Genomic DNA, 23112 nt, shown 5'->3' on the forward strand with positions numbered 1-23112 from the left:
TGCGACCCTGACCTTGCATTCGCTCCCTGACGATGAACGAGCTGTTGATCTGGATCCTGGCCGCCGCGGCGGTCGCCGTCGTGCTGCTGCTGTGGGGGCTGAGCCGGCGCCGTCAGCGCCAGGCCGAGCTGGATCGTGAAACCGTCGTCCCCACCGGGCTGGAGGATGAGCCCACCGCGCCCGTCTCCACGCCCGACGCCGACATGCAGGCGGTGCGCGAGGTCGAGGAAGCGCTGAACCAACGCCTGGCCGAGCAACGTGCCGAGGAAGAGCGCATCGAAGCCGAGCGCGCGCAAGCGGAGCGCGACGACGCCGCCCGCCGCGCCGCTGAAGCCGAGGCACGCGAGGCACAAGCCCAGGCCGAAGCCGAACGCCTGGCCCGCGAACAAGCCGAACGGGAAGCCGCCGAAGCCGCCCGTGCCGCCGCCGAGGCCGAGGCCGAGCGCTTGGCCGAGGAAGCTGCCGCCCGTGAAGCTGAAGCCCGCCGCGCCGCCGAGGCTCAAGCCGAAGCGGAGCGCCTGGCCCGCGAGCAAGCCGAACGCGAAGCGGCCGAAGCCGAGGCCGCCCGTGCCGCGGCCGCCGCCGAGGCCGAGCGACAGGCCGCAGAGGCCGCCGCCCGCGAAGCCGAGGCCCGCCGAGTGGCTGAAGCCCAGGCCGAAGCAGAGCGCCTCGCCCGAGAGCAGGCCGAACGCGAGGCTGCCGAAGCTGAAGCCGCCCGGGCCGCCGCCGAGGCACAGCGGCTCGCCCAGGCGGCAGCTGCACGCGAAGCCGAAGCCCGCCGTGCCGCTGAAGCCCAGGCCGAAGCGGAGCGCGTGGCGCGCGAGCAGGCCGAACGTGAAGCCGCCGAAGCCGAGGCTCGCCGCGTCGCCGAAGCGGCTGCGGCACAAGCGGCCGCGCAAGCTGCTGCGGCAGCGGCCGCCGCCCAGCCCGCCACGGCCCCGCGCGAGCTGCGTGCCGACGAAACCCTGGTGCTCGTGGCCGACGACTCCAAGATCGTGCGCGTCAAGATCAGCCGCTTGCTCACCGGCCAGACCTACCGCGTCGCCCTGGCCGAAAGCGGCGAGCAGGCGCTCGAACTGCTGGCCGCCGAGCGCCCGCACGTCGTCATCACCGACGTCGAGATGCCCGGCATCGACGGCTTCGAGCTGACCCGCCAGGTGCGCGCCAACCCGGCGTGGTCCGACCTGCCGGTGCTGATGATCACCTCCTCCGACGACAAGCGCGAACAGGCCGAAGCCGCCGGCGTGACCCAGCTGCTCGGCAAGCCCTATTCCGAAGAAGCCCTGATCGCCGCCATCGAGCGCGCCCGCCTGGCGGTGCGCGTGCCGGCATAGGGCGGCAACTTGGGGCGGCTGTCGGCCAGGAGCAGCCCCTGGCGACCGACGCCTTTCAGGTAGCCTACCCCGATGGGCATCCCTGAGCTGTACGTCGACTTCAACGAAATGCTCGAACCTGATCTCGTCCTGCTTTCTGCCGCGGACAGCAAGGTAGCGGTGACGGGCGAGCAGATCTCGCTACGAGCAGGGCTTAAGGTAGCCATCTACATGGACGACTTCGACGATGAGGGGCGTCCAGACGACTTGGTCGCATTCGGTGTCGTCGAGGCCAATACTTCAGTGGGCTGGGCTGAACATGTGCGATGGTGCTGTCGCATTGACGACCACGGCATTCGCGACCGCTCGCAACTGTGACCTTGATCCGTGACCCTTTTCGGCCAGGAGCGGTCAGCTGCGGAGGTCTGCTTCCACGCTTGTCGGGGTGGCCGTGGGACGCGGGGGGACGCAATTGCTGCGCGGCCCTCCTCCTTTACCTTCGCAATTGCGTCCCCCCGCGTCCCACTCAGGCACCGTCGGTTTTCTTCGACGAACAAGCCGGGTGTCGCGCAAGCGGGCAGTGGGGCGGGCCTGATGCGCAAGTAAAGGAGGAGGGCCGCGCAGCAGACCGGGGGACATGGAGCATCAGGCCCGCCCCGCTGCCCGCTTCCATCCCGGTCGATGCAGGGGAGCATTGAGGGGGGGGGGCGACCCGACGAGTCGCCGTAGCGAGCAATTTAACGGCTGCTTTCCGGCCGCGATTTCCGTGGATCGGCAGACCGCTCAGGGTCGAAACCCGTCCTACACACCTCCCGCACACGCCACCTCTGATGCCCCAGCAGACAGGATTGCTGCCTGGGCACCTTACGTGCATGGCTTTCCCGCACAGGCGCGGGCCGGTATCGTCAGCCGTCTGTTGTCGCCGTCCGCCCCACCCATGGCCTTCCAACGCTTCACCGCCCCCGACCCCGCCGCCCACGAGGCCAGCATCGCCGAGCACCGGGCCCGGCTGGCCGCCGCTCAGGGTGAGCTGGCACGCCTGGATGCCACGGCCGACCTCGCGGCGCTGCTGACCACCGCGCGCCAGGAAGCCGAAGCCTTGACGCTGCTGGAACCGGCGGGCGAGGCCGCCGAGGCGTTGAGCCATGAAGAGGCGGCTGGCTGGTTCTGGAACGCCTATGCCACCGCGCTGCAGTACAGCGACCGCCGCGCGGAAGCCGAGCCGGTGTTCGCGAAGGCGCTCGCGGTGTCGCAGGCCGGCGGCTGGCAACGGCTGCAGGCCTTCGTGCTGCAGCACTGGGGCCGCAGCCTCGTCGAGCAGGGTCGGCTTGACGAGGCGCAGGCACGCTTTGAACAGGCACTGGCCCTGCGCCGCGCCCTGAACGATCCGCGCGCCAGCTCCACCGAGAACGCACTGACCGGCCTGACCGAGGTCCGTCGACTGCTGCATGGAAGCTGCCACTGCGGCGCGGTGCGGCTCACGCTGCCCTGGCTGCCGGAGACCGCCACGCGCTGCAACTGCTCGCTGTGCCGGCGAGTTGGCGGCACGTGGGCCTACTACCCGGTCGGCCGCGTGGTGATCGAGGGCCACCCCGAGCACACGCAAGGCTATGCCTGGGGTGACAAGACCCTCACCACCGTGCGCTGCGCCCACTGCGGCAGCGTCACCCACTGGGACCCGCTGAACGACGCCAGCGCAGGCCGCCACGGCGTGAACCTGGCCAACTTCGACCCCCAGGTGCTGGCGAGCACGACCGTGCGCCGCTTCGACGGGGCCGAGAGCTGGACCTATCTGGATTGAGGCAGAGGCGGCGAGTCGCCCGGACCCATCACCGTCGGCCCTCAGGACTTGACCGCCGCCACCACCTTGCCGAGAAAGGCATCCAGCGCCGGCCCGTTGTCGATCCAGCGCACCACCACGACCAGGTCGTTGTCGGGATCGATGTAGAGGATGTTCTGGCCGTTGCCGCGGAAGGTGACGCTGCGCTCGGGCGTCGACGGCAGGGCCTTGCGACCGGTGTTCAGGAACCAGTTGCAGTAGCCGTACTCGGCATTGGCGGGGCCGGGTGTGCGGGCCTTCGCGAGCCAGTCGGGCGAGAGGATCTGCCGGCCGGCCCATTGCCCGTCGCGCAGGTGCAGGTAGCCGAAGCGCGCCAGGTCCCAGGCGTCGATGAACATGCCGCCGCCCCAGTGCCCACCGCCGCTGACGCTTTGCATGCGCTGACCGTCGAGCTCGACCCAGCTGTTGTCGTAACCGTGCCAGCGCCAGCGGCTGGAGGCACCGATCGGGTCCATCACCTGCTCGCGCAGCACCTCGGGCAGCGGGCGGCGCCAGACCTGAAGGGCTGCCAACGCCAGCACGTTCACGCGCACGTCGTTGTACTTGTAGTGGGCGCCGGGCTCGTACACCGGGCGGTTGGGCCAGTCCTCGGGCGTCTTGCCCACCGGGCGGTCGGCCCAGTCGGGCTTGCCCCAGAGCGTGCCCTGCCAGTCGCTCGTCTGGCGCAGCAGGTGCTCCCAGGTGATGGGCGCGTTCTTGGGTGACGTGAACAGGTCGACGCCCGGCGGCATCGCATCGGCCACACGGTCGTCGGTACTGCGGATCAGGCCCTGCTGCCAGGCCAGGCCGACCACCGTGGACAGGAAGGTCTTGGTGATGCTGTGGCTCATGTCCACACGCCGGGTGTCGCCCCATTCGGCCACCACCTTGCCGCGGCGGATGACGAGGCCGTTGACGGCTGCCCGCTCCCGCGTCGGGCCGATCTGCCCGCCAAAATAGGGCTCGGCCTTGCCGAAGGTCTGCGCCAGCGCGAGGGCCTGGTCCCGCGGGGCCGGGTTCTCGTGCGCTTGCGCGTAGGCCACGGCCTCGGCCAGGCGGGCGGCGTCCAGGCCCACGGCGGCCGGGTCGGCGCGGGCCCAATCGCCGCGCGGGGGGAAGTAGGCAGCAGGCGCGGCAGCGGCAGCGGTGGCAACCAGCGCCAAGGACAGGCTGGCGGTGCACAGGAGTCGTCGGGTCGGCAGCATGCGCGCATTGTGGTGCGGCCGAGATGCCCTGACGGGCTCGCAGCGCAGTTGACCGGCGTCAGGCCATCGCGAGCCAATCGCGCGCACACTCTTGACCTTCCCACCATGGGAAGGCTGAGCATGCCTGCATCTGCCTCTGCCGAGCTTCGCCATGACCGCCACCACCGCCCCCCTTCCACGCCCATCCGCCCTGCATGACGTGACGCTGCAAGTCAGCGGCATGAGCTGCGCCTCTTGTGTGCGGCGGGTCGAGAAGGCCCTGCAAGCCGTGCCGGGCGTGCAGGCTGCCAGCGTCAACCTGGCCACCGAGAAGGCCACCGTTCAGGCTCTGCCGAACGTGCCGCCCCTGGCGCTGAAAGCCGCGCTCGACCAGGCCGGGTACCCGGCCGCCGTCGTCGAGGCCAGCGCGCCGCCGCCCGCTGAATCACCGCCCGACCCACGCGGCTGGTGGCCGGTGGCTGCGGCTGGCCTGCTGACTTTGCCGCTGGTGCTGCCGATGTTCAGCGGCCTGTTCGGGGCGATGTGGATGCTGCCCGGCTGGCTGCAGCTGCTGCTGGCCACGCCGGTGCAGTTCGTGCTCGGCGCGCGCTTCTACCGCGGCGGCTGGCAGGCGCTGAGGGCCGGCAGCGGCAACATGGATCTGCTGGTGGCCCTGGGCACCTCGGCGGCGTACGGCCTGTCGGTCTTCCTGATGTGGCGCCACCCGGGCCAAGCTCACCTGTACTTCGAGGGCTCGGCCGCCGTCATCACCCTGGTGCTGCTCGGCAAGTTTCTGGAACAACGCGCCAAGCGCCAGACCACCGACGCCATCCGCGCGCTCAACGCGCTGCGCCCGACCACGGCCCGCGTGCTGCGCGGCGAGCAGGAAGTGGACCTGCCGGTGGCGGAGGTACGCGTGGGCGATGTGGTGAGCATCCGCCCGGGCGACCGCATCCCGGTGGACGGTGAGGTCCTGACCGGCCGCAGCCATGTGGACGAGTCACTGCTCACGGGCGAAAGCCTGCCGGTGGCCAAGTCGCCCGGAGATCGCGTGACCGGCGGCGCCATCAACGCCGAAGGCGCGCTCACCGTGCGCACGACGGCCATCGGGGCGGAGACGGCACTGGCGCGCATCATCCGCATGGTGGAGTCGGCCCAGGCGGCCAAGGCCCCCATCCAGCGCATCGTGGACCGCGTGAGCGCCGTCTTCGTGCCGGTGGTGCTGGTGTGTGCGGCGCTGACCTTCGCCGGCTGGTGGCTGCACAACGGCGACGCCGAGGCCGCGCTGGTCAACGCGGTCGCGGTGCTCGTCATCGCCTGCCCCTGTGCGCTCGGCCTGGCCACGCCCACGACGCTGATGGCCGGCACCGGTGTGGCGGCCCGACAGGGCATCCTGATCAAGGACGCCGAAGCGCTGGAGCTGGCGCATGCGGTCACGGTGGTGGCCTTCGACAAGACCGGCACCCTGACCGTGGGGCAGCCCACGCTGACCGACCTCTGTCCCGCCGAAGGCCTGACGCGCGACGAGGTGCTGCAGCAGGCCGCCGCCCTGCAGCGCAGCAGCAGCCATCCGCTGGCCCTGGCCGTGCTCACTGAGGCGCGCGATCTGGCGCCGCTGACCGCCGAGGATGCCCGCGCACTGCCGGGCCGCGGGGTGCAGGGCCGGGTGCAGGGCCGCGCGCTCGCGCTGGGCAGCGCCCGGCTGGCGCAGGAACTCGGCGCCCACCGGGGGCCGCTGGTGGCCGAGGCCGACCGGCTGGCCGGGCAGGGCCGCACCGTGTCGTGGCTGGTGGAGGGTGACCGGCCGCTGGCCCTGCTCGCCTTCGGCGACCGCTTGAAAGACACCGCAGCCGCCGCCGTGGCCCAGCTGCAGGCTCGCGGCATCCACACCGTGATGCTGACCGGCGACAGCCGCAGCGCCGCTGCCAGTGTGGCGGGGGCCCTGGGCATCACCGATGTGCGCGCCGAAGTGCTGCCCGGCGACAAGGCTGCGGCGGTGCAAGGGCTGCGCGAGGGCGGCGCGGTGGTGGCCTTCGTGGGCGACGGCATCAACGATGCACCGGCCCTGGCCGCAGCCTCGGTGGGCTTTGCCATGGCCGGCGGGGCCGACGTGGCCAGCGAAGCCGCCGGCGTCACCTTGATGCGCGGCGACCCGCGCCTGGTGGCCGATGCGCTGGATGTGTCGCGCCGCACCTACGCCAAGATCCGCCAGGGCCTGTTCTGGGCGTTTGCGTACAACGTGGTCGGCATCCCGCTGGCGGCCTTCGGCCTGCTCAACCCGGTCATCGCCGGTGCGGCGATGGCCTTCAGCAGCGTCAGCGTAGTGGCCAATGCGCTCACGCTCAAGCGCTGGCGTGGCAGTGCGACCGAGGGTGCAGCCATGAACATCGGCGACGCGGCCCGCGCCTCGGGCGTGTCGGCCAAGATGATCCGGCACTACGAAAGCCTGGGCCTCGTCGACCCGCCGGCGCGCACCGACGCGGGTTACCGCGTCTACGCAGATCGCGAGGTGCACCTGCTGCGCTTCATCCGCCATTCGCGCGACCTGGGCTTTTCGCTGGCCCAGATCCAGGCGCTGCTCGGCCTGTGGCAAGACCGCGCCCGCCCCAGCCGCGAAGTGAGGGCCCTCGCCCAGAACCACCTGGCCGAGCTGGACGCCAAGCTCGCCGAGCTGCAGGCGATGCGCGCCACGCTGGCCGAGCTGATCGCGTGCTGCCACGGCGACGAACGACCGGACTGCCCCATCCTCGACACCCTGGCGGCGCCCGTAACAAAGCGCTGACACATCCGCGCTATCGTTGGCGCCTTGACTCTGCACTGCCTCACCATGCGACGCGTCCCTTCTGCCGCTCTGCTGGCTGCCCTGCTGGCTGCAACCACGGCCGCCCAGGCCGATTCCTTCGTCTCGTCTGCTGCCGGCGCCGGCTCGGCCTCGTCGGGCAGCGTGTCCGATTCGCTGAAGCAGTCGTCCGGCAGCAGCAGCGGCGGCGAACGCCGGGCCGAAGGCCGCTATCGCGTCACCGACGTGGCCCAGGCCGAGGCCGGCAAGCTGCGCCTCACACTGCAGCGCAACGGCGCGGAGCCCGTCGAGCTGACCCTGCCCAGGCAAGCCCTGGCGGCGCGCCCGGTGCAGGTGGGTGACGAGGTGCAGGCCACGCCGCAGCCCTACGGCATCGCTTTCGCCCATGCCGACACCGGCCGGGCGTTCTACCTGGTGCTGGAAGACGCCTGGCACCGCGAGCTGGCGGCCCGCCCGGTTGGCCCGGTCAGCCCGGTCAGCGCCTTGGCCGGGTCTTGATCCGTCGCGCCGCGGCGGCGCTTGGCGCGGCGCTCGGGCTGGCCGTCGGCACCGCCCACGCAGCTTCGGTGCTGCCCCAGGGCTGCGACCGCCCCTTGCAGATCGACGCGGGCCAGCAGGACCGCCTGCTGCGCTTCGCGGCCGTCGTGCGCGAACAGCTCGCCGGCTCGGGCAGTGCGGCGGCGCTGATCGCCCGTTCCGGCACGGATCTCTCGCGCTTCGGGCTGCGCTATTCGCATGCCGCCGTCGCCCTGGCCGACGGACTCGACCTGCCCTGGGCCGTGCGCCAGCTCTACTACGACTGCCAGGAGCGCCAGCCGCGCCTGTACGACCAAGGGCTGGCGGGCTTCGTGGTGGGCAGCGACAACCCCGCCGTGGGCTATGTGCGCCTGCTGCTGCTGCCGCCCGAGGCCGCCGAGCCGCTCGCCCACGCCACACGCGACCGCCCCCTCGCCCTGGGCCTGTTGAACGCCCGCTACAGCGCCAACGCCTATCCCTTCAGCACCAGCTACCAGAACTGCAACCAATGGGTGGCCGAGCTGCTGGCCGCGGCGCTGAGCGGCGTGCGCCGTCGCGAGGATGCCCAGGCCTGGCTGCGCGCCGAGGGCTATGCGCCAGCCCCGGTCCCGGCCTCGCCCTGGCTGATGCTGGCGGGGCGCTTCGTGCCCTGGCTGCATTTCCATGATCACCCGGAGGAGCTGCTGAACGCCGGCCTGGTGCAGACCAGCCTGCCCGACAGCCTGGAGGCCTTCGCGCAGCGCCGCTGGCCTGCGGCCCGGCGCGTGGAGCTTTGTCACGGCCCGCAAGGCATCGTGCTGCGCACCGCGGGGCCGCCGCTGCCGGACGGCTGCCGGCCCGAGCCGGGCGACCGCGTCACCCCCTGGCTCTGACGCGTCTCAGCGCAGCGCCTGCCAGCCCTCGGGCGTCCAGCGCAGCAGCAGCTCGGTGAGGGGGGCGGGGGAGCGCTTGGCAAGGTCACGGGCCTGCAGGCGCAAGGCTTGCAGGCCTGCGGGCGAATCGTCGGCACCGTAGAGCAGCAGGTTCTTGGCCGGCAGGGCCACCACCAGCACACCTTTCTGCGCCCGGGCCAGCGATGCCCAGTCGTCATGCAGCAGCACGCGACCCGACTCGTAGAAATCGCCCTCGAGCGCGCCCACCTGGCCCGCCACCACCGGCCGCGCCGCCTTGGCCATGGGCGAGAGCTGGCCGCGCAGCTGGGCCAGGGCCTCGGCGTAGGTGTCATCCACCGACAGGCCCAGGGCCTGGGCATCCGCTTCGCTGACCAGCCGTGCACTGCGGGGCGAATCCAGCATCACCAGGGCCACCAGGCCGTCGACCAGCGGCCGGCGGATGAAGTTGCTGCGGCCGCCCAGCGAGCCGGCGGCTCCGTCGGCGAAGGCGGTCGGGCGCACCACGGCCCGCAAAGCCGTGCGCGTGGGCGGCAGCGCCGCGTTCTTTTGCATGTCCACCACCGCACTCACATAACGCGCCAGCTCGGCGTCGCAGCCGGCGGCGTTGGCACGGCAGAAGGCGTTGACGCGGTCGAGGTTGGCCTGCGTCCCGCCGACCTTCAGCGTCAGCGGTTCGGTGACGTGCACCGCAGCCTCGCCGAGCTGGGCGCGCAGCAAGCTCGCCACCCGCTCCGTGAACGCCGCCTGCTCGGCCGGGCTGCCGTCGCTGCTGACCCATTGCGTGGTGCTGAACAACCCCAGCAGGCTGTCGTGCTCCGCCACCGCCTCACCGGAGCCCTCGAACGTCACCAGCGCCAGCGCGCCGCTGCGCGACAGCAGCGCGTACTGCAGCAGGAAGCTGCGCTGGAACAGCCCCGAGCGCTCACTGCCGATGAACTGCAGCCGCGTGCCGTCTGGCAGAGACTGGGTGCCCAACGGCAGCACCACGCGACCCGCCTGCGCGGCGCTGGTGGCCAGCAGCCCCTCGACCGACGCCTGCAGGCCTGCCAGCGACTCCGCCGTGGCGGTGGCGCCGGGCTTGGGCCGCATGACCGTGACCAGCGCCTTGATACCGCCCGGTCCGGCCAGCTCGAAAGGCGATTGCGTGGACTTGAGCGTGTAGCCCGCCGGCCAGTCCAACGACAGGGACCCAAGCCGGATCTCGGCGGCCCCGGCCAGCCCGGTGGACAGTGTGAAGGCAGCAAGCAGCAGGAGACAGCGCATCGGCAACACGGGCAGCTAGGACGCGCCAGTATGCCCACTCGACAAAACTGCGGATGGCAAGGCCGCCCGGCTTGCGCACAGTCCGCCCCCACAACACCAACCAACCTGTTCCTGGGGGCTTTCATGGACGACTTGCTGGAACCTGCCGCACCCGAAGCGGCGACCATGGCCGCTGCAGGCGATGCAGCCACGAGCGACGGTGCCGAGCTGCGCGGCTCTTCCTTCGACTACCTGACACAGCCGGGCACCGACCTCGCGGCCAAGGCCCAGGCCTTTCATGCCTGGGCGCAGACCCGGGTGCGGCGCGGCGTGTTCCCCTACGCCAAACGGCTGGGGGGCCGGCCAGGCGCCACCGCCGAGCTCACGCTGCTGGACGGCCAGCGGCACGCCGGGCTGAACTTCTCGTCGCAGGAGTACCTGTCGCTGGCCCGGCATCCGCAGGTGTGTGCCGCCGCGCAGGCGGCGATGGAGCGCTACGGCGTGCACAGCGCCGGCTCCACGGCCCTGGCCGGCAATGTGGAGGAAACCGTCGCCCTCGAACAAGAACTCGGCGCGCTGCTGCGCACGCCGGAAGTGCTGCTCTTCCCGACCGGCTGGGCCGCCGGCTTCGGCGCGATCAAGGGCCTGGTGCGGGAAAGCGACCACATCATCATCGACCAGCTCGCCCACAACTGCCTGCACGAGGGCGCACGCGCCGCCACGCCCAACATCCATCTGCACCGCCACCTGGACGTGGACCACGCCGAGCGCCTGCTCAAGCGGGTGCGCCAGCGTGATCCGCACAACGGCATCCTGGTGGTGACCGAGGGCTGCTTCTCGATGGACGCCGACGCCCCCGACATCGCCCGGCTGCAGGCCCTGGCCCGCGCACACGGCGCCCTGCTGATGGTGGACGTGGCGCATGACCTCGGCTCGCTGGGCGCGGGCGGCGGCGGGCAGCTGGAGCTGCAGGGGCTGCTCGGCCAGGTGGACCTGGTGATGGGTTCCTTCTCCAAGACCTTTGCGTCCAACGGTGGCTTCGTGGCCAGCCACGACCCGGCGATCAAGGAGTACCTGCGCTTCTACGCCGCGCCCAACACCTTCTCCAACGCGCTGTCGCCGGTGCAGGTGGCCGTCGTGCGCGCCTGCCTGAAGCTGGTGCGGTCCGAGGAAGGCGCGCAACGCCGCGGGCAGCTGATGCAGGCCATCCTGGCCTTGCGCGGGGCGCTGACCGCCCAGGGCATCACGGTACTGGGCCAGCCCTCGCCCATCGTGCCGGTCATGCTGGGCCCGGACGCGCTCGCGCGCATCGCCTGCCGCGAGATGGCCCAGGCCGGCCTGCTGGCCAATCTGGTGGAGTACCCGGCGGTGTCGCTGAACAGCGCCCGGCTGCGCATGCAGGTGATGGCCGACCACACGCCGGCGCTGGCCCGCACCGCCGCCGGCATCGTGGCCGAGTCGCTGAGCCGCGCGCGGGTGCTGACGTCGTTGTCTTGAGCGGGGTCAGTCGCGGGCCGGAATCTTGAGCCCCCGCTGCACGGCGGGGCGCGCCAGGAAAGCCTGCAGCACGCGGTCCACGTGCTTGAAGTCGGCATAACCCACCAGCTCGCCGGCGCCGTAGAAGCCGATCAGGTTGTTGACCCACGGGAAGGTGGCGATGTCGGCGATGCCGTACTCGTCGCCCACCAGCCACTCGCGGCCGGCGAGATGCTGGTCGAGCACCTTGAGCAGCCGGCGCGACTCCGCCACGTAGCGGTCGCGCGGGCGCTTGTCTTCGTAGTCCTTGCCAGCGAACTTGTGGAAGAACCCCAGCTGGCCGAAAATCGGCCCCACGCCGCCCATCTGGAACATCAGCCACTGCAACGCCTCGAAGCGCCGCGCGGTGTCGGTGGGCAGCAGCTGGCCGGTCTTGCTGGCCAGATACACCAGGATGGCACCGCTCTCGAACAACGCCAGCGGCTGGCCATCCGGCCCGTGGGGGTCGAGGATGGCCGGGATCTTGTTGTTCGGGTTGAGCGACAGGAAGGCCGGGCTCAGCTGGTCATTGGCATCGAAGCGCACCAGGTGCGGCTCGTACGGCAGGCCGGTCTCCTCCAGCGCGATCGACACCTTCACGCCATTGGGCGTGGGCAGCGAGTACAGCTGCAGCAAATCGGGGTGGCGGGCGGGCCATTTCTGGGTGATGGGGAAGGCGCTGAGGTCGGTCATGGGGGTCAGCCGGTGTCGAGGGAAGCCCGACTGTAGGCAGGCCGCCTTGGCCCTGCGACGGACAGGTCATGCGCTGGGTGGCAGGGCCTCGCCGGGCCAGGGCAGACGCTGCACCTGCGCCCCGGACCGCAAGGTGTTGTGCACCTCGGCCACGGCGTCGGTCTCATGGAGCAGCTGTTCGATCAGTGCCGGCGCGGCCGGGGACACGAGGCGGGCGCTGTAGCGCACGTCGCGTGCGGCCAGGCCGATGCCGTCGAAATCCGCGACGACCTGCACCTCGACCTCGGTCAACGGGATGCCCAGGCGCGCGGCCTCGCGGTAGAGATCGTTGCAATAGCAGGTGGCCAGAGCCAGCATGAGGAACTCGCCGCCATTGACGGCCGAGCCGCCACCCGCACGCCCCTCGATGGCCAGAGCCTGGGCGCGACCCGCGGTCGTGACGCTGACATGATGGGTACTGGCGGTGTTGCGGAGCTGGGCTGAAATCTGCATGCGAGCACTCCTGCGCGGCCGGGCACCGCCTGCGGCGGATGATGCCGCGGCGGGTGCTTCGCGCGGCAGCACAATACCCCCTATGTCCATCACCGCTCCCGCCGCCACGCCACCGTCGCGCCTGGCCCTGTACCTGCAGCTCATCCGCTGGGACCGCCCGGCCGGCTGGCTGTTGCTGCTGTGGCCGACGCTGTCGGCGCTGTGGATCGCGGCGGACGGTTTCCCCGGCTGGCACCTGCTGGCGGTGTTCACCCTCGGCACGGTGCTGATGCGCTCCGCCGGATGCTGCATCAACGACGTCGCCGACCGCGATTTCGACCGGCACGTGAAGCGCACCGCAGCCCGCCCGGTGACGACCGGCGCAGTGTCGGTGAAGGAAGCCCTGCTGCTGGGCGCCGGCCTGGCCCTGGTGTCCTTCGGCCTCGTGCTGACGACCAACCCGCCGGCCATCCTGCTGAGCTTTGCGGCGCTGGCGGTCGCCATCGCCTATCCCTTCGCCAAGCGCGTGCTGGCCATGCCGCAGGCCGTGCTGGGCGTGGCCTTTTCCTTCGGCATCCCGATGGCCTTCGCGGCGGCGCTGGGCGGTGTCGAATGGCACCTGCGCTCGGTGCCGCTGTCAGCCTGGGCGATGCTGGTCGCCAACCTGTTCTGGGTGCTGGCCTACGACACCGAGTACGCCATGGTCGACCGTGACGACGACCTTCAAATCGGCGTGCGCTCTTCGGCCATCGCGCTGGGCCGCTGGGATGTGGCGGGCATCATGGCCTTCTACGCCGTCTACCTGGCACTGTGGACGGCCCTCAGCCTGCGGCTCGGCCTGGGGCGGTGGTTCCTGCTCGGCGTGGCCGCCGCGGCGGCCCAGGCGGTGTGGCACTTCACACTGATCCGGCACCGCCGCCGCGATGACTGCTTCCGCGCTTTCCGCGCCAACCACTGGGTGGGCTTCGCGATCTTCGCGGGCACCGCACTGGACCTGGCCTTGCGCTGATGGACACCCGGCGACGTTTCCTGAGCAGCGGTTCGCTGCTGCTGCCGGGCTGGGCGACCGCCCAGCCCAAGGCCGAACCGGCCACCACCGGCCCGCTGCTGCTGGCCAACACGGTCTACCCGCCGCTGGTGAATCCCCAAGGGCATGCCAGCGGCGAAGGCGTGGACGTGGACATCGCCCGCGAAGCCCTGCGCCGCGGCGGCTGGCGAGACGGCGTCGAGGTGCAGTGGGTGCCCTGGAAGCGGGTCCTCTTCATGCTGGAGCGCGGTCTGGCGGACTTCACCACCACCGTCAACCACAGCGCCGAGCGCGACCGCTTCCTGCGCTGGAGCACCAGCTACCGTGCCGGCAAGCACTATCACTTCTACACCCGGCGCGGCGCCGGGGTGAAGCTGGACAAGCTGCAAGACCTGCGCGGGCTGCGACTGGCCGTGGGGTCGGGCTACATCTATCCGCAGCCTGTGCTCGACGAAGTCGAAGGCCGGGTCGAGCACGCCCGCGACGTAGGCTCGGCCGTGCAGCTGGTCGAGCACCAGCGGGCGGACGTGGTCATCGTGACCGCCCTGGTCGGGCTGTGGGAGATCCGCCAGCTCGGCCTCGCAGACCGGCTGGAGCGCCAGCCGCTGCAGTACTTCAATCCCGAGCCGACCTACATGGGCTTCGCCAAGGCCAGCCCCCGCGCCGCCGCCGGCCTCGCGGCCATGGATGCTGGACTGGCCAGCATGCTGCGCGACGGCAGCATCGGGCGCATCGAGAAGCGTTACGTGCGCTGAGCCCGCGCTGCAAGGCTGCGGCGTACGTCACACCAACCTGGGCCCGGTCAGCCCCGGAAAGGGGGAGGGAGCGGCCCCCTGCTCAGCCCTCCCTAAACTACGGCCGGCGGCAACGACCGCCATGCAGTGAATCAGGGAGTTTGCAGATGTCAGTTTCGATCCGCGGCACCGCCGCGATGGCCATGGTTCTGTGCGGCCTTCTGGCTGCTTGCGGCGGTGGCGGCGGCCCGAGCGGCTCGCCGTCGCTGGGCGGCACCAGTGGGTCCTCCAGCGGTTCATCCGGCAGTTCCTCGGGTAGTTCCTCAGGCAGCAGCGGCAGCTCATCCGGCAGCGCGGACATCGACCCTGCCGGCCCCTCCAGCAGCTTCGCCCAGCAATGCGCCGCGGCCAACACGCTGGCGCCCGCAGCCCAGCGCACCGCCACCCTGGCGACCGAAAAGAAATGGCTGCGCGCCTATTTCGACGAGGCCTATCTGTGGCGCGACGAGGTGCCCCGGGTCGACCCCTCGCTGGCGGCCTACAACCTCGGCGACACCTATGCCTCCATGGACGCCTACTTCGAGGCGCTCAAGTCCCGCAACATCACCGACACCGGTGCGCTGCGCGACCGTTTCAGCTTCACCTACCCCACCGAGAAGTGGAACGCGCTGTCACAGAGCGGGGTCGAGGCCGGCTATGGCATTGAATGGAAGCTCGGCGCCTCCACACCGCCGCGCCGCATCCGCATCGCCTATGTGGAGGCCGGCAGCCCGGCCGCCGCCGCAGGCCTGATGCGTGGTGACGAGCTCGTCAGCGCAGACGGTGTCAGCGCCGACGACGCCACCGCCGCCGGTGTGGACGCGCTCAATGCCGCCCTCTTCCCGGACGCCCGCGATGCCCGCCACACGTTCAGTTTCAAGCGCGGCGGCACGGCGCTCACGGCCAGCCTGACCAGCGCCGACATCACCCGCACACCCGTGCCGCAGTCGCGCGTGCTGACCCTGCCTTCGGGTCAGCGAGCCGGCTACCTGGTCTTCAACGACCATGTGCTGCCGGCCGAGCGCCAGCTGATCACGGCGATCTCCAGCTTCCAGGCGCAAGGCATCAAGGAGCTGGTGCTGGACCTGCGCTACAACGGCGGTGGCTACCTGTTCATCGCCAGTGAGCTGGCCACCATGATCGCCGGCACCACGCGCACCGCCGGCCAAGCGTTCGAGACGCTGAAGTACAACGCCAAGCGCAGCAGCGAGAACGAAACCACCCCCTTCTACAGCGACTCCTGTATCGCCGTAAACGGCCTGTGCACCGATGTGAAGCCGCTGCCGACGCTCAACCTGAGCCGGGTCTATGTGCTGGCCCAGTCCGGCACCTGCTCGGCCAGCGAGGCCATCATCAACGGCCTGCGCGGCGTGAATGTCGACGTGGTGCTGATCGGCGGCAAGACCTGCGGCAAGCCCTATGGCTTCACGGCCAAGGACAACTGCGGCATCAGCTACTTCCCGATCGAGTTCGCCGGCGTCAACGCCAAGGGCTTCGGGGACTATGCCGATGGCTTCGAGCCCGGCATCGGCACGTCGCAACGCCTGGTGAACGGCTGTGTGGTGGACGACGACCTCGACCACGCCCTGGGCGACACGCAAGAGGCCATGCTGGCCGCCGCGCTCAACCACACCAGCACCGGCCAATGCCCGGCGCGCCCGCAAGGCTCGGCCGGCGTGCGCGCCCAAGCGGCCACCGATGCCGCGCCGCTGCTGTCCGTCCGCCATCCGGCGCGCAACAACCGCCTGCGCCTGCCGCTAACGTCGCGCTAAGCCCTGCCCGAGGCGTGAAACCCGCGCGCCCAGCGCCGCAGCCTCAAGGCTGCGGCTTCACACCTTCGGGAAGCGCGCCCGGATCGCGTCCATCCAGGCCAGCAGCGCGAGCGTCTCGGCATGGGGCATGCGCGGGCTCTCGACCCAGCCCGCGCGGATGCAGGCCTGCGCCTCGGCGATCTCGCCCTCGAAGCCGTTGATCACAAACGGCGCCGCCACCCGCTCGGGCGGCGCCTTGCGGGTGACCAGCTCCATCGCCTCCGCCTGCCAGAAGTCCGTCGGGAAACGCAGAGCGGCCTTGGAGCCCAGGGCCTCGAAGCTGTTCACCGACGACGCATCGAATCCGCAACGGAACTGCGAGGTCACGCCTCCCGGGAAGACCAGCGTGGCGTTGACGACCGCATCCACGCCGGTCGGCGCGAGCTGAGCCTGGATGTTCATCGCCTCGGGCTCGGGGCAGACGCCGCCGTTCATCTGCTGCAGCACCCAGCGCGTGACGGCAAGGTTGTAGATGCCGATGTCCCACAGCGCACCGCCGGCCAGCGCCGGGTTCCATTGCCGATGCTCCGGGTTGTAGACCGACGAGAAGCAAAAGCTCGACTGCATCGCGCGCAGCTCACCGATGGCACCATCCTGCAGCAGGCGGGCCGCCACGTCATACGCGGGCAGGAAGCGCGTCCACAGGGCTTCCATCAGGAACACACCCCGCGAGCGGGCCAGGGTCACCAGGGCCTGGCCTTCGGCATGGGTGGTGACGAGCGGCTTCTCGCACAGCACCGGTTTGCCGGCCTCCAGCGCGGCGCGCACGTACTCGCCGTGGTAGGAGTGGGGGGTGGCGATGTAGACCGCATCGACCTCGTCGCTGCCGAGGACCTCCGCCAGCACCGTGGTCACGCGGGCTGGCGCTTCGCCCTCGCGCTGCCACTGGTTCGCGTAGGCCTGGCCTTTGGAGGCGTCGCGGGCAAAGACGGCTGACAGCCGGGCGCCCGGCACCGCCGGCAGCGCGCCGGCGAACCGGTTGGCGATGCCGCCCGGGCCGATCACGGCCCAACGAAAGGCAGGAGTGGAGTCAGGGGCCATGGCTGAGCGCTTTCACGAGGTCGGACTGGGTCAGGATGCCGACGAGCCGGGCTTGCTCGCCGACGATGGGAATGTGGTGATGGCCGGTGGCCGAGAACAGCGGCACCAGCTCGGCAATCGGCCGGTCGGCGCTGGCCACGCGCACCTGGCGGCTCATGATCTGGCCGACCACCTCGGGCTTGGTCGAATGCGTGCCGGGCGAAGGCTTGAGCAGGGACTGCAGCCGCCCCGCGAGGCCGTCACGCCGGTCGGCCTCGGCGGCGCGCATGAAGTCGGCCCGGGTCACGATGCCGGTGATGCGCTGCACCCGGTCCACCACCGGCAGGGCCTTGATGCGGTGCTGCTGCAGCAGGGCCCACGCTTCGGCCAGCGGCGTGCCGAACTCGGCCGTGATGACGGGGCTGCTCATGATGTCGCGGCAGCGCAGGCCGCCCAGGCGGTTGCGGTAGCTCAGCAACTCGGCCTCGTGCAGCAGATCGGCCAGGTCATCGCGCGGCACGTCCAGCACCTGGTTGTAGCGAACCAGCACCGCATCGAGCTCCGCCTCGCCGAAGCGCGGTGGCGCCACCTGCGCGCCGGCCGGCATCACGGCGGCCTGCTGGGCATGCGGGTAGCGCCGACCGGTGAGACTGTTGTAGGCCATGCCCGCGAGCACAAGCAGCAGCGAATTGAGGGCCACCGGCTCGAAGGCGAAATGCCAGTCTTGTGTGGCGCTCAGCACCATCAGCAGGCTGGCCGCGCCGCCCGGCGGATGCAGGCAGCGCAGCAGGAACATGAGCCCGATGGCCAGCGCCACCGCCACGGCAGCGATCGCAAACGGCGGCAGCGGCAGCCAGCGCAGGCAGGCGATGCCCACCAGCGCCGACACCGTGTTGCCGCCCACCACGGCCCACGGCTGCGCCAGCGGGCTGGCCGGCACACCGAACACCAGCACCGCACTGGCGCCGAGTGGCGCGACCAGCCACGGCAGGCTGGCCGGCATGAGCGCATGGCTCAAGCCGCCCGCGAGCAGCAGACCCAGCGCCGCCCCCAGCACGACCCGCAGGCGCTCACGCGTGTTGACCGCCTGCGGCGCGGGCCGCAGGGCGTTCAACCAGGGTCGGAGGTGGTCGGAGAGCAAGGCGGGAGACAGGTCGACGGCACGCGCCCGGAAGCCGGGCCGCCGATTGTGTCTGCCGCCGGCGCTCGCGCCGGATCAACCGGGTTTCATGCCGCCGGGATGCGGCTCACGAAATGACCCGCCTTGCGGTCAGGCCTTGCTGAGCAGGCCGTTGAGCTTGGCCTTGAGCACCAGCGCCTCGGCGCGGCGCGCCTTGGTCGCGGCGCGTTGGTAGGCGGCTTCGGCCTTCTCGCGCAGCGCGATGGCGCGCTGCAGGGCTTCCTGGTAACGCTCGACCGTGTAGGTGTTCTCGGTGCCGATGTAGACGCTGCGGGCCAGCGGCGTGTCGCCGAAGCGCGGCAGGGTCACGGCGAAGCTGCAGTCGCGCACCCGGCTGCCCGCGCGCTGGCGCACGATGGGCCCGGAGATGCCGGAGGGGAGGTCGCTTTGTTTCTTGCGGCTCGGCGTGCGGCGCAGCCGCGACGGTGCCGGCATCGTGGCGATGCGCTTGAGCAGCTCCTTGGTGGCCAGCGCCAGCGCCTTGCGCGCGCCGCTGCCATCCTGGCTGTGATCGGAATACAGCTTGGTGCCGCCATAACGCAGCTGCCAGCCGTGGGTCGACAAGTGGTCGATCCTTTGAATGCATTGCGGCACGACGAAGCGTTCGCCGCTGAAGATCACCACGTCTCGCGTGTTCATGTTCTATCCCCATTCGCTACGCCGGCCTGTGCCCCAGTTGCTGGCCGGTCTGGTTACTAACGTCTCCCTGATGCGGATGGAGTTTATGAGCGTTTATTCGTCGGCTGCGAATTTATGACTTTGCCAACACACATTCATGGGAATTCAGTCAGCTCTCAGACAGCGAATGACGGCCGAATGCGGCGAATGACAGCGTTAACTGCGGGAAAACACCGCAATCGATTGCAGCGTCCGCACCACAGTCCACCTGGCGACCAGCGACGGGCCGCCGCTCAGATCTAGCGTCTCGGGCGCCCCGGCCGGGCCCGGGCCAGCTCGGGTGCGAACAGTTCCATCACCCGCAATTGCGCGCCGCCGCGGGTGAAGACGGAATTGCGCGACCACAGCATCTGCGCCGAGGCTGGCGCCCCGGTGGCCGCCAGCCACTGCCGCTCGGCATGCCGCCGGGTGTGGCCATGCCGGGCCAGCCGGCGGGGCTGCAGTTCGCTGCGGCTGATGGCAGGGTCGTCGTACAGCAGATGCGCCAGCGGCCGGGCGCCCAGGCCCTTGAGAGCGCGCCAGGGGCCGGTGGTGGCGCGCTGATGCACCGCAGAACGTGCCCAGACCAGCGGCTGGCCGTCCACCCGCAGGATGACCTCCCGCACCAGCGTCAGCCCGCGCGGTGGCAGGCCCAGCGCCGCACGTTCCAGCGCACGGAACGGCGCCACGCCCTGGCGCAGCACCTGCACCTCGAAGCGCTCGCCCAGACGCGCCAGACGCCGGCTCAGCGAGCCCGGCGCCCGCAGCCAGTCACGCAGGCTGTCGCGGGTGGCGATGCCCACTCAGCCGAACTCGCGGCCAAGTTCCGCCGCGCGCTGCTGAGCTGCGCGCACCGCACGGCGGATGGCGGCGTCCACACCGTCTGCCTGCAGCGACGTGATCGCCGCATGCGTCGTGCCGCCCTTGCTCGTGACCCGCTCGCGCAAGGTGGTGGGCGATTCATCGGAGCGCAGGCCCAGCGCCGCGGCACCACCGCAGGTGGCCAGCGCCAGGCGCCGGCCCTGCTCGGCGGTCAGGCCCATGTCCACGGCCGCGGCCATCATGGCCTCGACGAAGAAGAAGAAATAGGCCGGCCCCGACCCCGACAGCGCGGTGACCGCATCCAGGTCGTCCTCGCGGTCCACCCACAGGGTCTGCCCGGTCGGCTTGAGCAGTCGCTCCACCGCCGCCCGCTCGTCGGCCGACACCGACGGCCGGGCATACAGGCCGGCGATGCCCTTGCCGATCAGGGCTGGCGTGTTGGGCATGCTGCGCACGACGCGCTCGCTGCCCGTCACACGCGCCAGGCTGTCCGACGGGATGCCGGCCATGACCGACAGATGCAAGGCGTGCGCCAACCAAGCCTGCAACGGTTCGGCCGCGGCCGTGAACAGCTGAGGCTTGACCGCCCAGACGATGGTGCCAGCCTGGGCCAGCGAGGCGTCACCTGCGGGCAGGGCCTCGATGCCGAGGTCGGCGCGCAGCTTGTCGCGCTGCGCCTCGTGCGGTTCCACGACGATGACGTCGTTCGCCTTGACCTGGCCCGCACGCAGCAGGCCGCCGAGGATGGCGCCGGCCATGTTGCCGCCGCCGATGAATGCCAGGGAAGAAGCCATGGGCGGCAGTCTAGGGCTTGTTCAGCAGGCGCTTAGACGATCAGCGCCCGCCGCTGCGCCTCGACCTGCTGCCTGACCTGCGACTGCAGCGCCACCACGCGCGGCAGCTCGCGCACGCTGGCCAGGGCCGGGTCATGCGGCACCGTCCAGGCCCGCCGCCAACCCAGGTTGACCGCCTCTTCCAGCAACGCCGCCGCCGCTTGCGGCCGCCCGCGCAGGGCTTCGATGCGGGCGCGCAGGAAGGGCCCGGTGTGCCAGGTGTTGCCCTGCTGGCGATAGCGCTTGAGGAAGGTCTCGGCCTGGGCGAGCAGCGGCTCGGCGCGCGCTGACTCCCCCAGGGCCACCCACACCGCCGCGGCATCGATCAGCGCATGGCGCCCATTGAAGGCATCCCAGTTGCCCCAGGCGGGCAGCGGGTCGGACAGCATCAGCCCCACGGCGGGCTCGAACAGGCGCCGAGCGCGCGACAGGTCACCGAGCTGAACCCACAGCAGGGCCGTCTCGATCTCCAACTCGCGCGCACCGCTGGCGGGCAACTTCAGGCCTTCCAGCGTGCGGCGCAGCGCGGCCTCGTCGGCCAGCTGCAGGCGTGCAGCGCCCAGCCGCGATTCCGCCGGGTGGGCGGCCAGCGACTCGCTCTGCGCGAAGGCATGGCGCGCCTCGTCGGCCAGCCCGAGGTCAAGGTAGAGCCAGCCCAGCTGCAGCCACAGCGCATCGCGGCGCGGATCGATCACCAGCGCCTTGCGGTAGCCCTGCACCGCCTCGCCCAGCTGGCCGCGGGCGTAGCCCACCAGCCCGAGGCCCCAGGCGCCATTGGCATGCCGGGGCGCCAGCGTCATGGCACGTCGGTAATGGGCCTGAGCGGCGTCGAAGCGGCCGGCGTAGGTGGCCGCCAGGCCCAGCAGATGCTGCACCTGCACCGCAAGCGGGCTGAGCTGCGCCGCCCGCTCCAACAGCGGCAGGGCCGCCACCGGGCGCCCGTCGTCCATCTCGTTCTTGGCCATCCAGCCGAGCAGGGTCACGTCACTGGGCGACTGCTGCAGGGCCGGCGCCAACCAGCGCCGGGCCTCGTCGTGCAGGCTGAGGTTGGCCTTGAGATGCCCCTGCAGGCCCTGGGCGAGCGGCAGGTCGGGGGCCAGCTGCAGGGCGCGGTCGATCAGGGGCTGCGCGCGGGCGTCCATGTCGCGCAGGGACAGGCCGCCGCCGTAGTGGAACTGGGCGATCCAGGTCGCCGCCTGGCCGACATAGGCCGGCGCGAAACCGGCATCGCGATCGATGGCCCGCTGGAAATACTCGCGTGCCTTCAGGATGCCCGGCAGCTGCGCGCTGCGCTGGTGCTGCAGGCCGGTCAGGTAGAGCTCGTAGGCATCCGGCGCCGCGGGGGGTGTCGCCCGCGCCACCGGCGTCGCGCCCAGCGCCTGCAGCGCCTGGTTGGCCACCTGCACCGCCAGCCGGCTCAGGTCGGCCAGTTCGACCTCCAACGCCTGCTGCCAGACCAGTCGCAGGCGCGGCAGGCCGTGCAGGTGCAGGCTCAGGCTGACCCGTTGTGCCGAACGCGTCAGCTCGCCGCCGAGCACATGGGTCACGAAGCGCTGCTCGGCCAGCGGCTGCAGCGCATCGGGGCTGTCGAACTGGAAGGAGGTCGCTCGCGCCAGCACGCGCACCTGGCCGTGCGCGGTCAGCGCGCCAATGACCTGCTCGGCCAGGCCCTCGGCCAGCGGCTGCTCGAGCTTGTGCGCCGAGGTGTCCTTGAAGGGCAGCACCGCCAGGCGCACCTGGTCAGGCGGCATCTGCGCGGCGCGGGGCCACCACCACACCGCGCCGCCGGCGGCCGCCAGCGCGGTCAAGCCGCCGCCCAGCAGCCAGCCGCGCCGGCGAGGACCAGGCTGCGATGTGCGCGCCGCCACCTCCGCCGGCTGGGGCGCCGGGCTGACTGCCGGCGGCTGGACCGGTGCCGCTGCCGCTGGCTCGGCTGGCACCGGTGCCCGCGGCACCCGCACCGGCTGCACCACCGCCACCAGCCGGTAGCCCTTGCGCGGCACCGTGGCGATGTAGCGCGGGCGGCTGGCGTCGTCGCCGAGCACCTGGCGTAACTGAGACACCGCCTGGTAGACCGAACTCTGGGTCACGACCAGATCGGCCCAGACCTCGGTCAGCAGCTCGTCGACCGTCAGCACCTCACCCGGGCGCTGGGCCAGCGCGGCCAGCAGGCGCATGTTGCGCGGCTCGATCTTCACGATCTCGTCGCCCCGGCGCAGCTCGTCCAGCCGGCTGTCGGCCAGCCAGTCACCGATGAGCCACTGTTCCGCGGGCGCCTGCGAAGCGTCCGGCTCCGTCGATCGCACGTCACCCCCCGGGTTGAATGGCTGCATAAGTCGTTGTTTTCACTGCAGAAATTCTCTCTTGAGGCAAGCCTCAGAGAAGGTTGAGGACATCCGTGTCGCCGCTCGACAGCATGCGTCACACGCGGCACGGCCGGCGCGGCGGCGCAGCCGGGCCCCACCGCCCACTGCCGCGCAGTATCCGAAGAACCCAGGCCCCGCAGCGTCCCCTTTTTGAGGGCGGCATGCGGCGCCCACCTG

19 protein-coding genes and 1 pseudogene are annotated in these 23112 nt (G+C 71.1%); 10 read left to right on the top strand and 10 right to left on the bottom strand.

Annotated features, from left to right (window positions below; genetic code table 11):
• Positions 1 to 32: 32 nt before the first annotated feature.
• From CDO81_RS16240 to CDO81_RS28490, 3 genes are all read left to right on the top strand, one after another.
• A complete protein-coding gene (locus CDO81_RS16240) occupies positions 33 to 1334 on the top strand; it encodes a response regulator (RefSeq protein ID WP_088484268.1) in 1302 nt (433 codons plus the stop codon).
• 72 nt (positions 1335 to 1406) lie between these two features.
• Entirely contained in the window at positions 1407 to 1691 is a 285-nt protein-coding gene (locus tag CDO81_RS16245) for a hypothetical protein (RefSeq protein WP_088484269.1), read from the top strand.
• 559 nt (positions 1692 to 2250) lie between these two features.
• The gene (locus tag CDO81_RS28490; protein WP_206602118.1) at positions 2251 to 3114 is read left to right on the top strand and encodes a GFA family protein; all 864 of its coding nucleotides are present in this window, start codon (positions 2251 to 2253) and stop codon (positions 3112 to 3114) included.
• A 41-nt stretch (positions 3115 to 3155) separates the two neighbouring features.
• Here the strand turns inward: CDO81_RS28490 and CDO81_RS16255 are convergent, their stop codons facing one another.
• Positions 3156 to 4337 (bottom strand): serine hydrolase domain-containing protein, encoded by a 1182-nt coding sequence (locus tag CDO81_RS16255; RefSeq protein ID WP_088484270.1) that lies wholly within the window; start codon positions 4335 to 4337, stop codon positions 3156 to 3158.
• 136 nt (positions 4338 to 4473) lie between these two features.
• Here CDO81_RS16255 and cueR point away from each other — a divergent pair.
• From cueR to CDO81_RS16270, 3 genes and pseudogenes are all read left to right on the top strand, one after another.
• Positions 4474 to 7098, top strand: a pseudogene (gene cueR / locus CDO81_RS16260) (Cu(I)-responsive transcriptional regulator); the annotation flags it as partial.
• Positions 7099 to 7143: 45 nt separating this feature from the next.
• A complete protein-coding gene (locus CDO81_RS16265) occupies positions 7144 to 7614 on the top strand; it encodes a hypothetical protein (protein WP_088484272.1) in 471 nt (156 codons plus the stop codon).
• Positions 7611 to 8504 (top strand): DUF2145 domain-containing protein, encoded by an 894-nt coding sequence (locus tag CDO81_RS16270; RefSeq protein ID WP_088484273.1) that lies wholly within the window; start codon positions 7611 to 7613, stop codon positions 8502 to 8504. The genes CDO81_RS16265 and CDO81_RS16270 overlap by 4 nt, the downstream gene beginning before the upstream one ends.
• A gap of 6 nt (positions 8505 to 8510) precedes the next feature.
• On the opposite strand, the gene CDO81_RS27660 is transcribed toward CDO81_RS16270, so the two are convergent.
• Positions 8511 to 9788, bottom strand: coding sequence for a DUF1444 domain-containing protein (locus CDO81_RS27660; protein ID WP_144397278.1), 1278 nt, complete (start codon positions 9786 to 9788; stop codon positions 8511 to 8513).
• 123 nt (positions 9789 to 9911) lie between these two features.
• On the opposite strand from CDO81_RS27660, the gene CDO81_RS27665 reads away from it, so the two are divergent.
• Entirely contained in the window at positions 9912 to 11264 is a 1353-nt protein-coding gene (locus CDO81_RS27665; RefSeq protein ID WP_158218311.1) for an aminotransferase class I/II-fold pyridoxal phosphate-dependent enzyme, read from the top strand.
• Between the two features lie 6 nt (positions 11265 to 11270).
• On the opposite strand, the gene CDO81_RS16280 is transcribed toward CDO81_RS27665, so the two are convergent.
• A complete protein-coding gene (locus CDO81_RS16280) occupies positions 11271 to 11975 on the bottom strand; it encodes a glutathione S-transferase N-terminal domain-containing protein (RefSeq protein ID WP_088484275.1) in 705 nt (234 codons plus the stop codon).
• Positions 11976 to 12041: 66 nt separating this feature from the next.
• Positions 12042 to 12467 (bottom strand): OsmC family protein, encoded by a 426-nt coding sequence (locus CDO81_RS16285; RefSeq protein WP_088484276.1) that lies wholly within the window; start codon positions 12465 to 12467, stop codon positions 12042 to 12044.
• Positions 12468 to 12549: 82 nt separating this feature from the next.
• Here CDO81_RS16285 and ubiA point away from each other — a divergent pair, with 82 nt between their 5' ends.
• From ubiA to CDO81_RS16300, 3 genes are all read left to right on the top strand, one after another.
• Entirely contained in the window at positions 12550 to 13455 is a 906-nt protein-coding gene (ubiA, locus tag CDO81_RS16290) for a 4-hydroxybenzoate octaprenyltransferase (RefSeq protein WP_088484277.1), read from the top strand.
• Positions 13455 to 14228 (top strand): substrate-binding periplasmic protein, encoded by a 774-nt coding sequence (locus tag CDO81_RS16295; RefSeq protein ID WP_088484278.1) that lies wholly within the window; start codon positions 13455 to 13457, stop codon positions 14226 to 14228. Before ubiA ends, CDO81_RS16295 begins: the two co-directional genes overlap by 1 nt.
• A gap of 146 nt (positions 14229 to 14374) precedes the next feature.
• Entirely contained in the window at positions 14375 to 16018 is a 1644-nt protein-coding gene (locus CDO81_RS16300; RefSeq protein WP_088484279.1) for a S41 family peptidase, read from the top strand.
• Positions 16019 to 16075: 57 nt separating this feature from the next.
• On the opposite strand, the gene CDO81_RS16305 is transcribed toward CDO81_RS16300, so the two are convergent.
• The 6 genes from CDO81_RS16305 to CDO81_RS16330 form a co-directional block, all read right to left on the bottom strand.
• Positions 16076 to 17098, bottom strand: coding sequence for a Gfo/Idh/MocA family protein (locus CDO81_RS16305; protein ID WP_088484280.1), 1023 nt, complete (start codon positions 17096 to 17098; stop codon positions 16076 to 16078).
• Complete coding sequence (locus tag CDO81_RS16310; RefSeq protein WP_241517034.1) at positions 17088 to 18191, bottom strand: HPP family protein; 1104 nt, start codon at positions 18189 to 18191, stop codon at positions 17088 to 17090. Before CDO81_RS16310 ends, CDO81_RS16305 begins: the two co-directional genes overlap by 11 nt.
• 156 nt (positions 18192 to 18347) lie before the next feature.
• Positions 18348 to 18896, bottom strand: a complete 549-nt coding sequence (locus CDO81_RS16315; RefSeq protein ID WP_088484282.1) for a hypothetical protein — start codon at positions 18894 to 18896, stop codon at positions 18348 to 18350.
• A gap of 278 nt (positions 18897 to 19174) precedes the next feature.
• On the bottom strand, positions 19175 to 19717 hold the full coding sequence (locus CDO81_RS16320) for a chorismate--pyruvate lyase family protein (protein WP_088484283.1): 543 nt from the start codon (positions 19715 to 19717) through the stop codon (positions 19175 to 19177).
• The gene (gene proC / locus CDO81_RS16325; protein WP_088484284.1) at positions 19718 to 20530 is read right to left on the bottom strand and encodes a pyrroline-5-carboxylate reductase; all 813 of its coding nucleotides are present in this window, start codon (positions 20528 to 20530) and stop codon (positions 19718 to 19720) included.
• 32 nt (positions 20531 to 20562) lie between these two features.
• Complete coding sequence (locus tag CDO81_RS16330) at positions 20563 to 22902, bottom strand: winged helix-turn-helix domain-containing protein (protein ID WP_088484285.1); 2340 nt, start codon at positions 22900 to 22902, stop codon at positions 20563 to 20565.
• Between the last annotated feature and the right edge of the window lie 210 nt (positions 22903 to 23112).

It is taken from the genome of Roseateles puraquae, from assembly GCF_002205845.1.
In the GTDB taxonomy this organism is placed as follows: domain Bacteria; phylum Pseudomonadota; class Gammaproteobacteria; order Burkholderiales; family Burkholderiaceae_C; genus Pelomonas; species Pelomonas puraquae.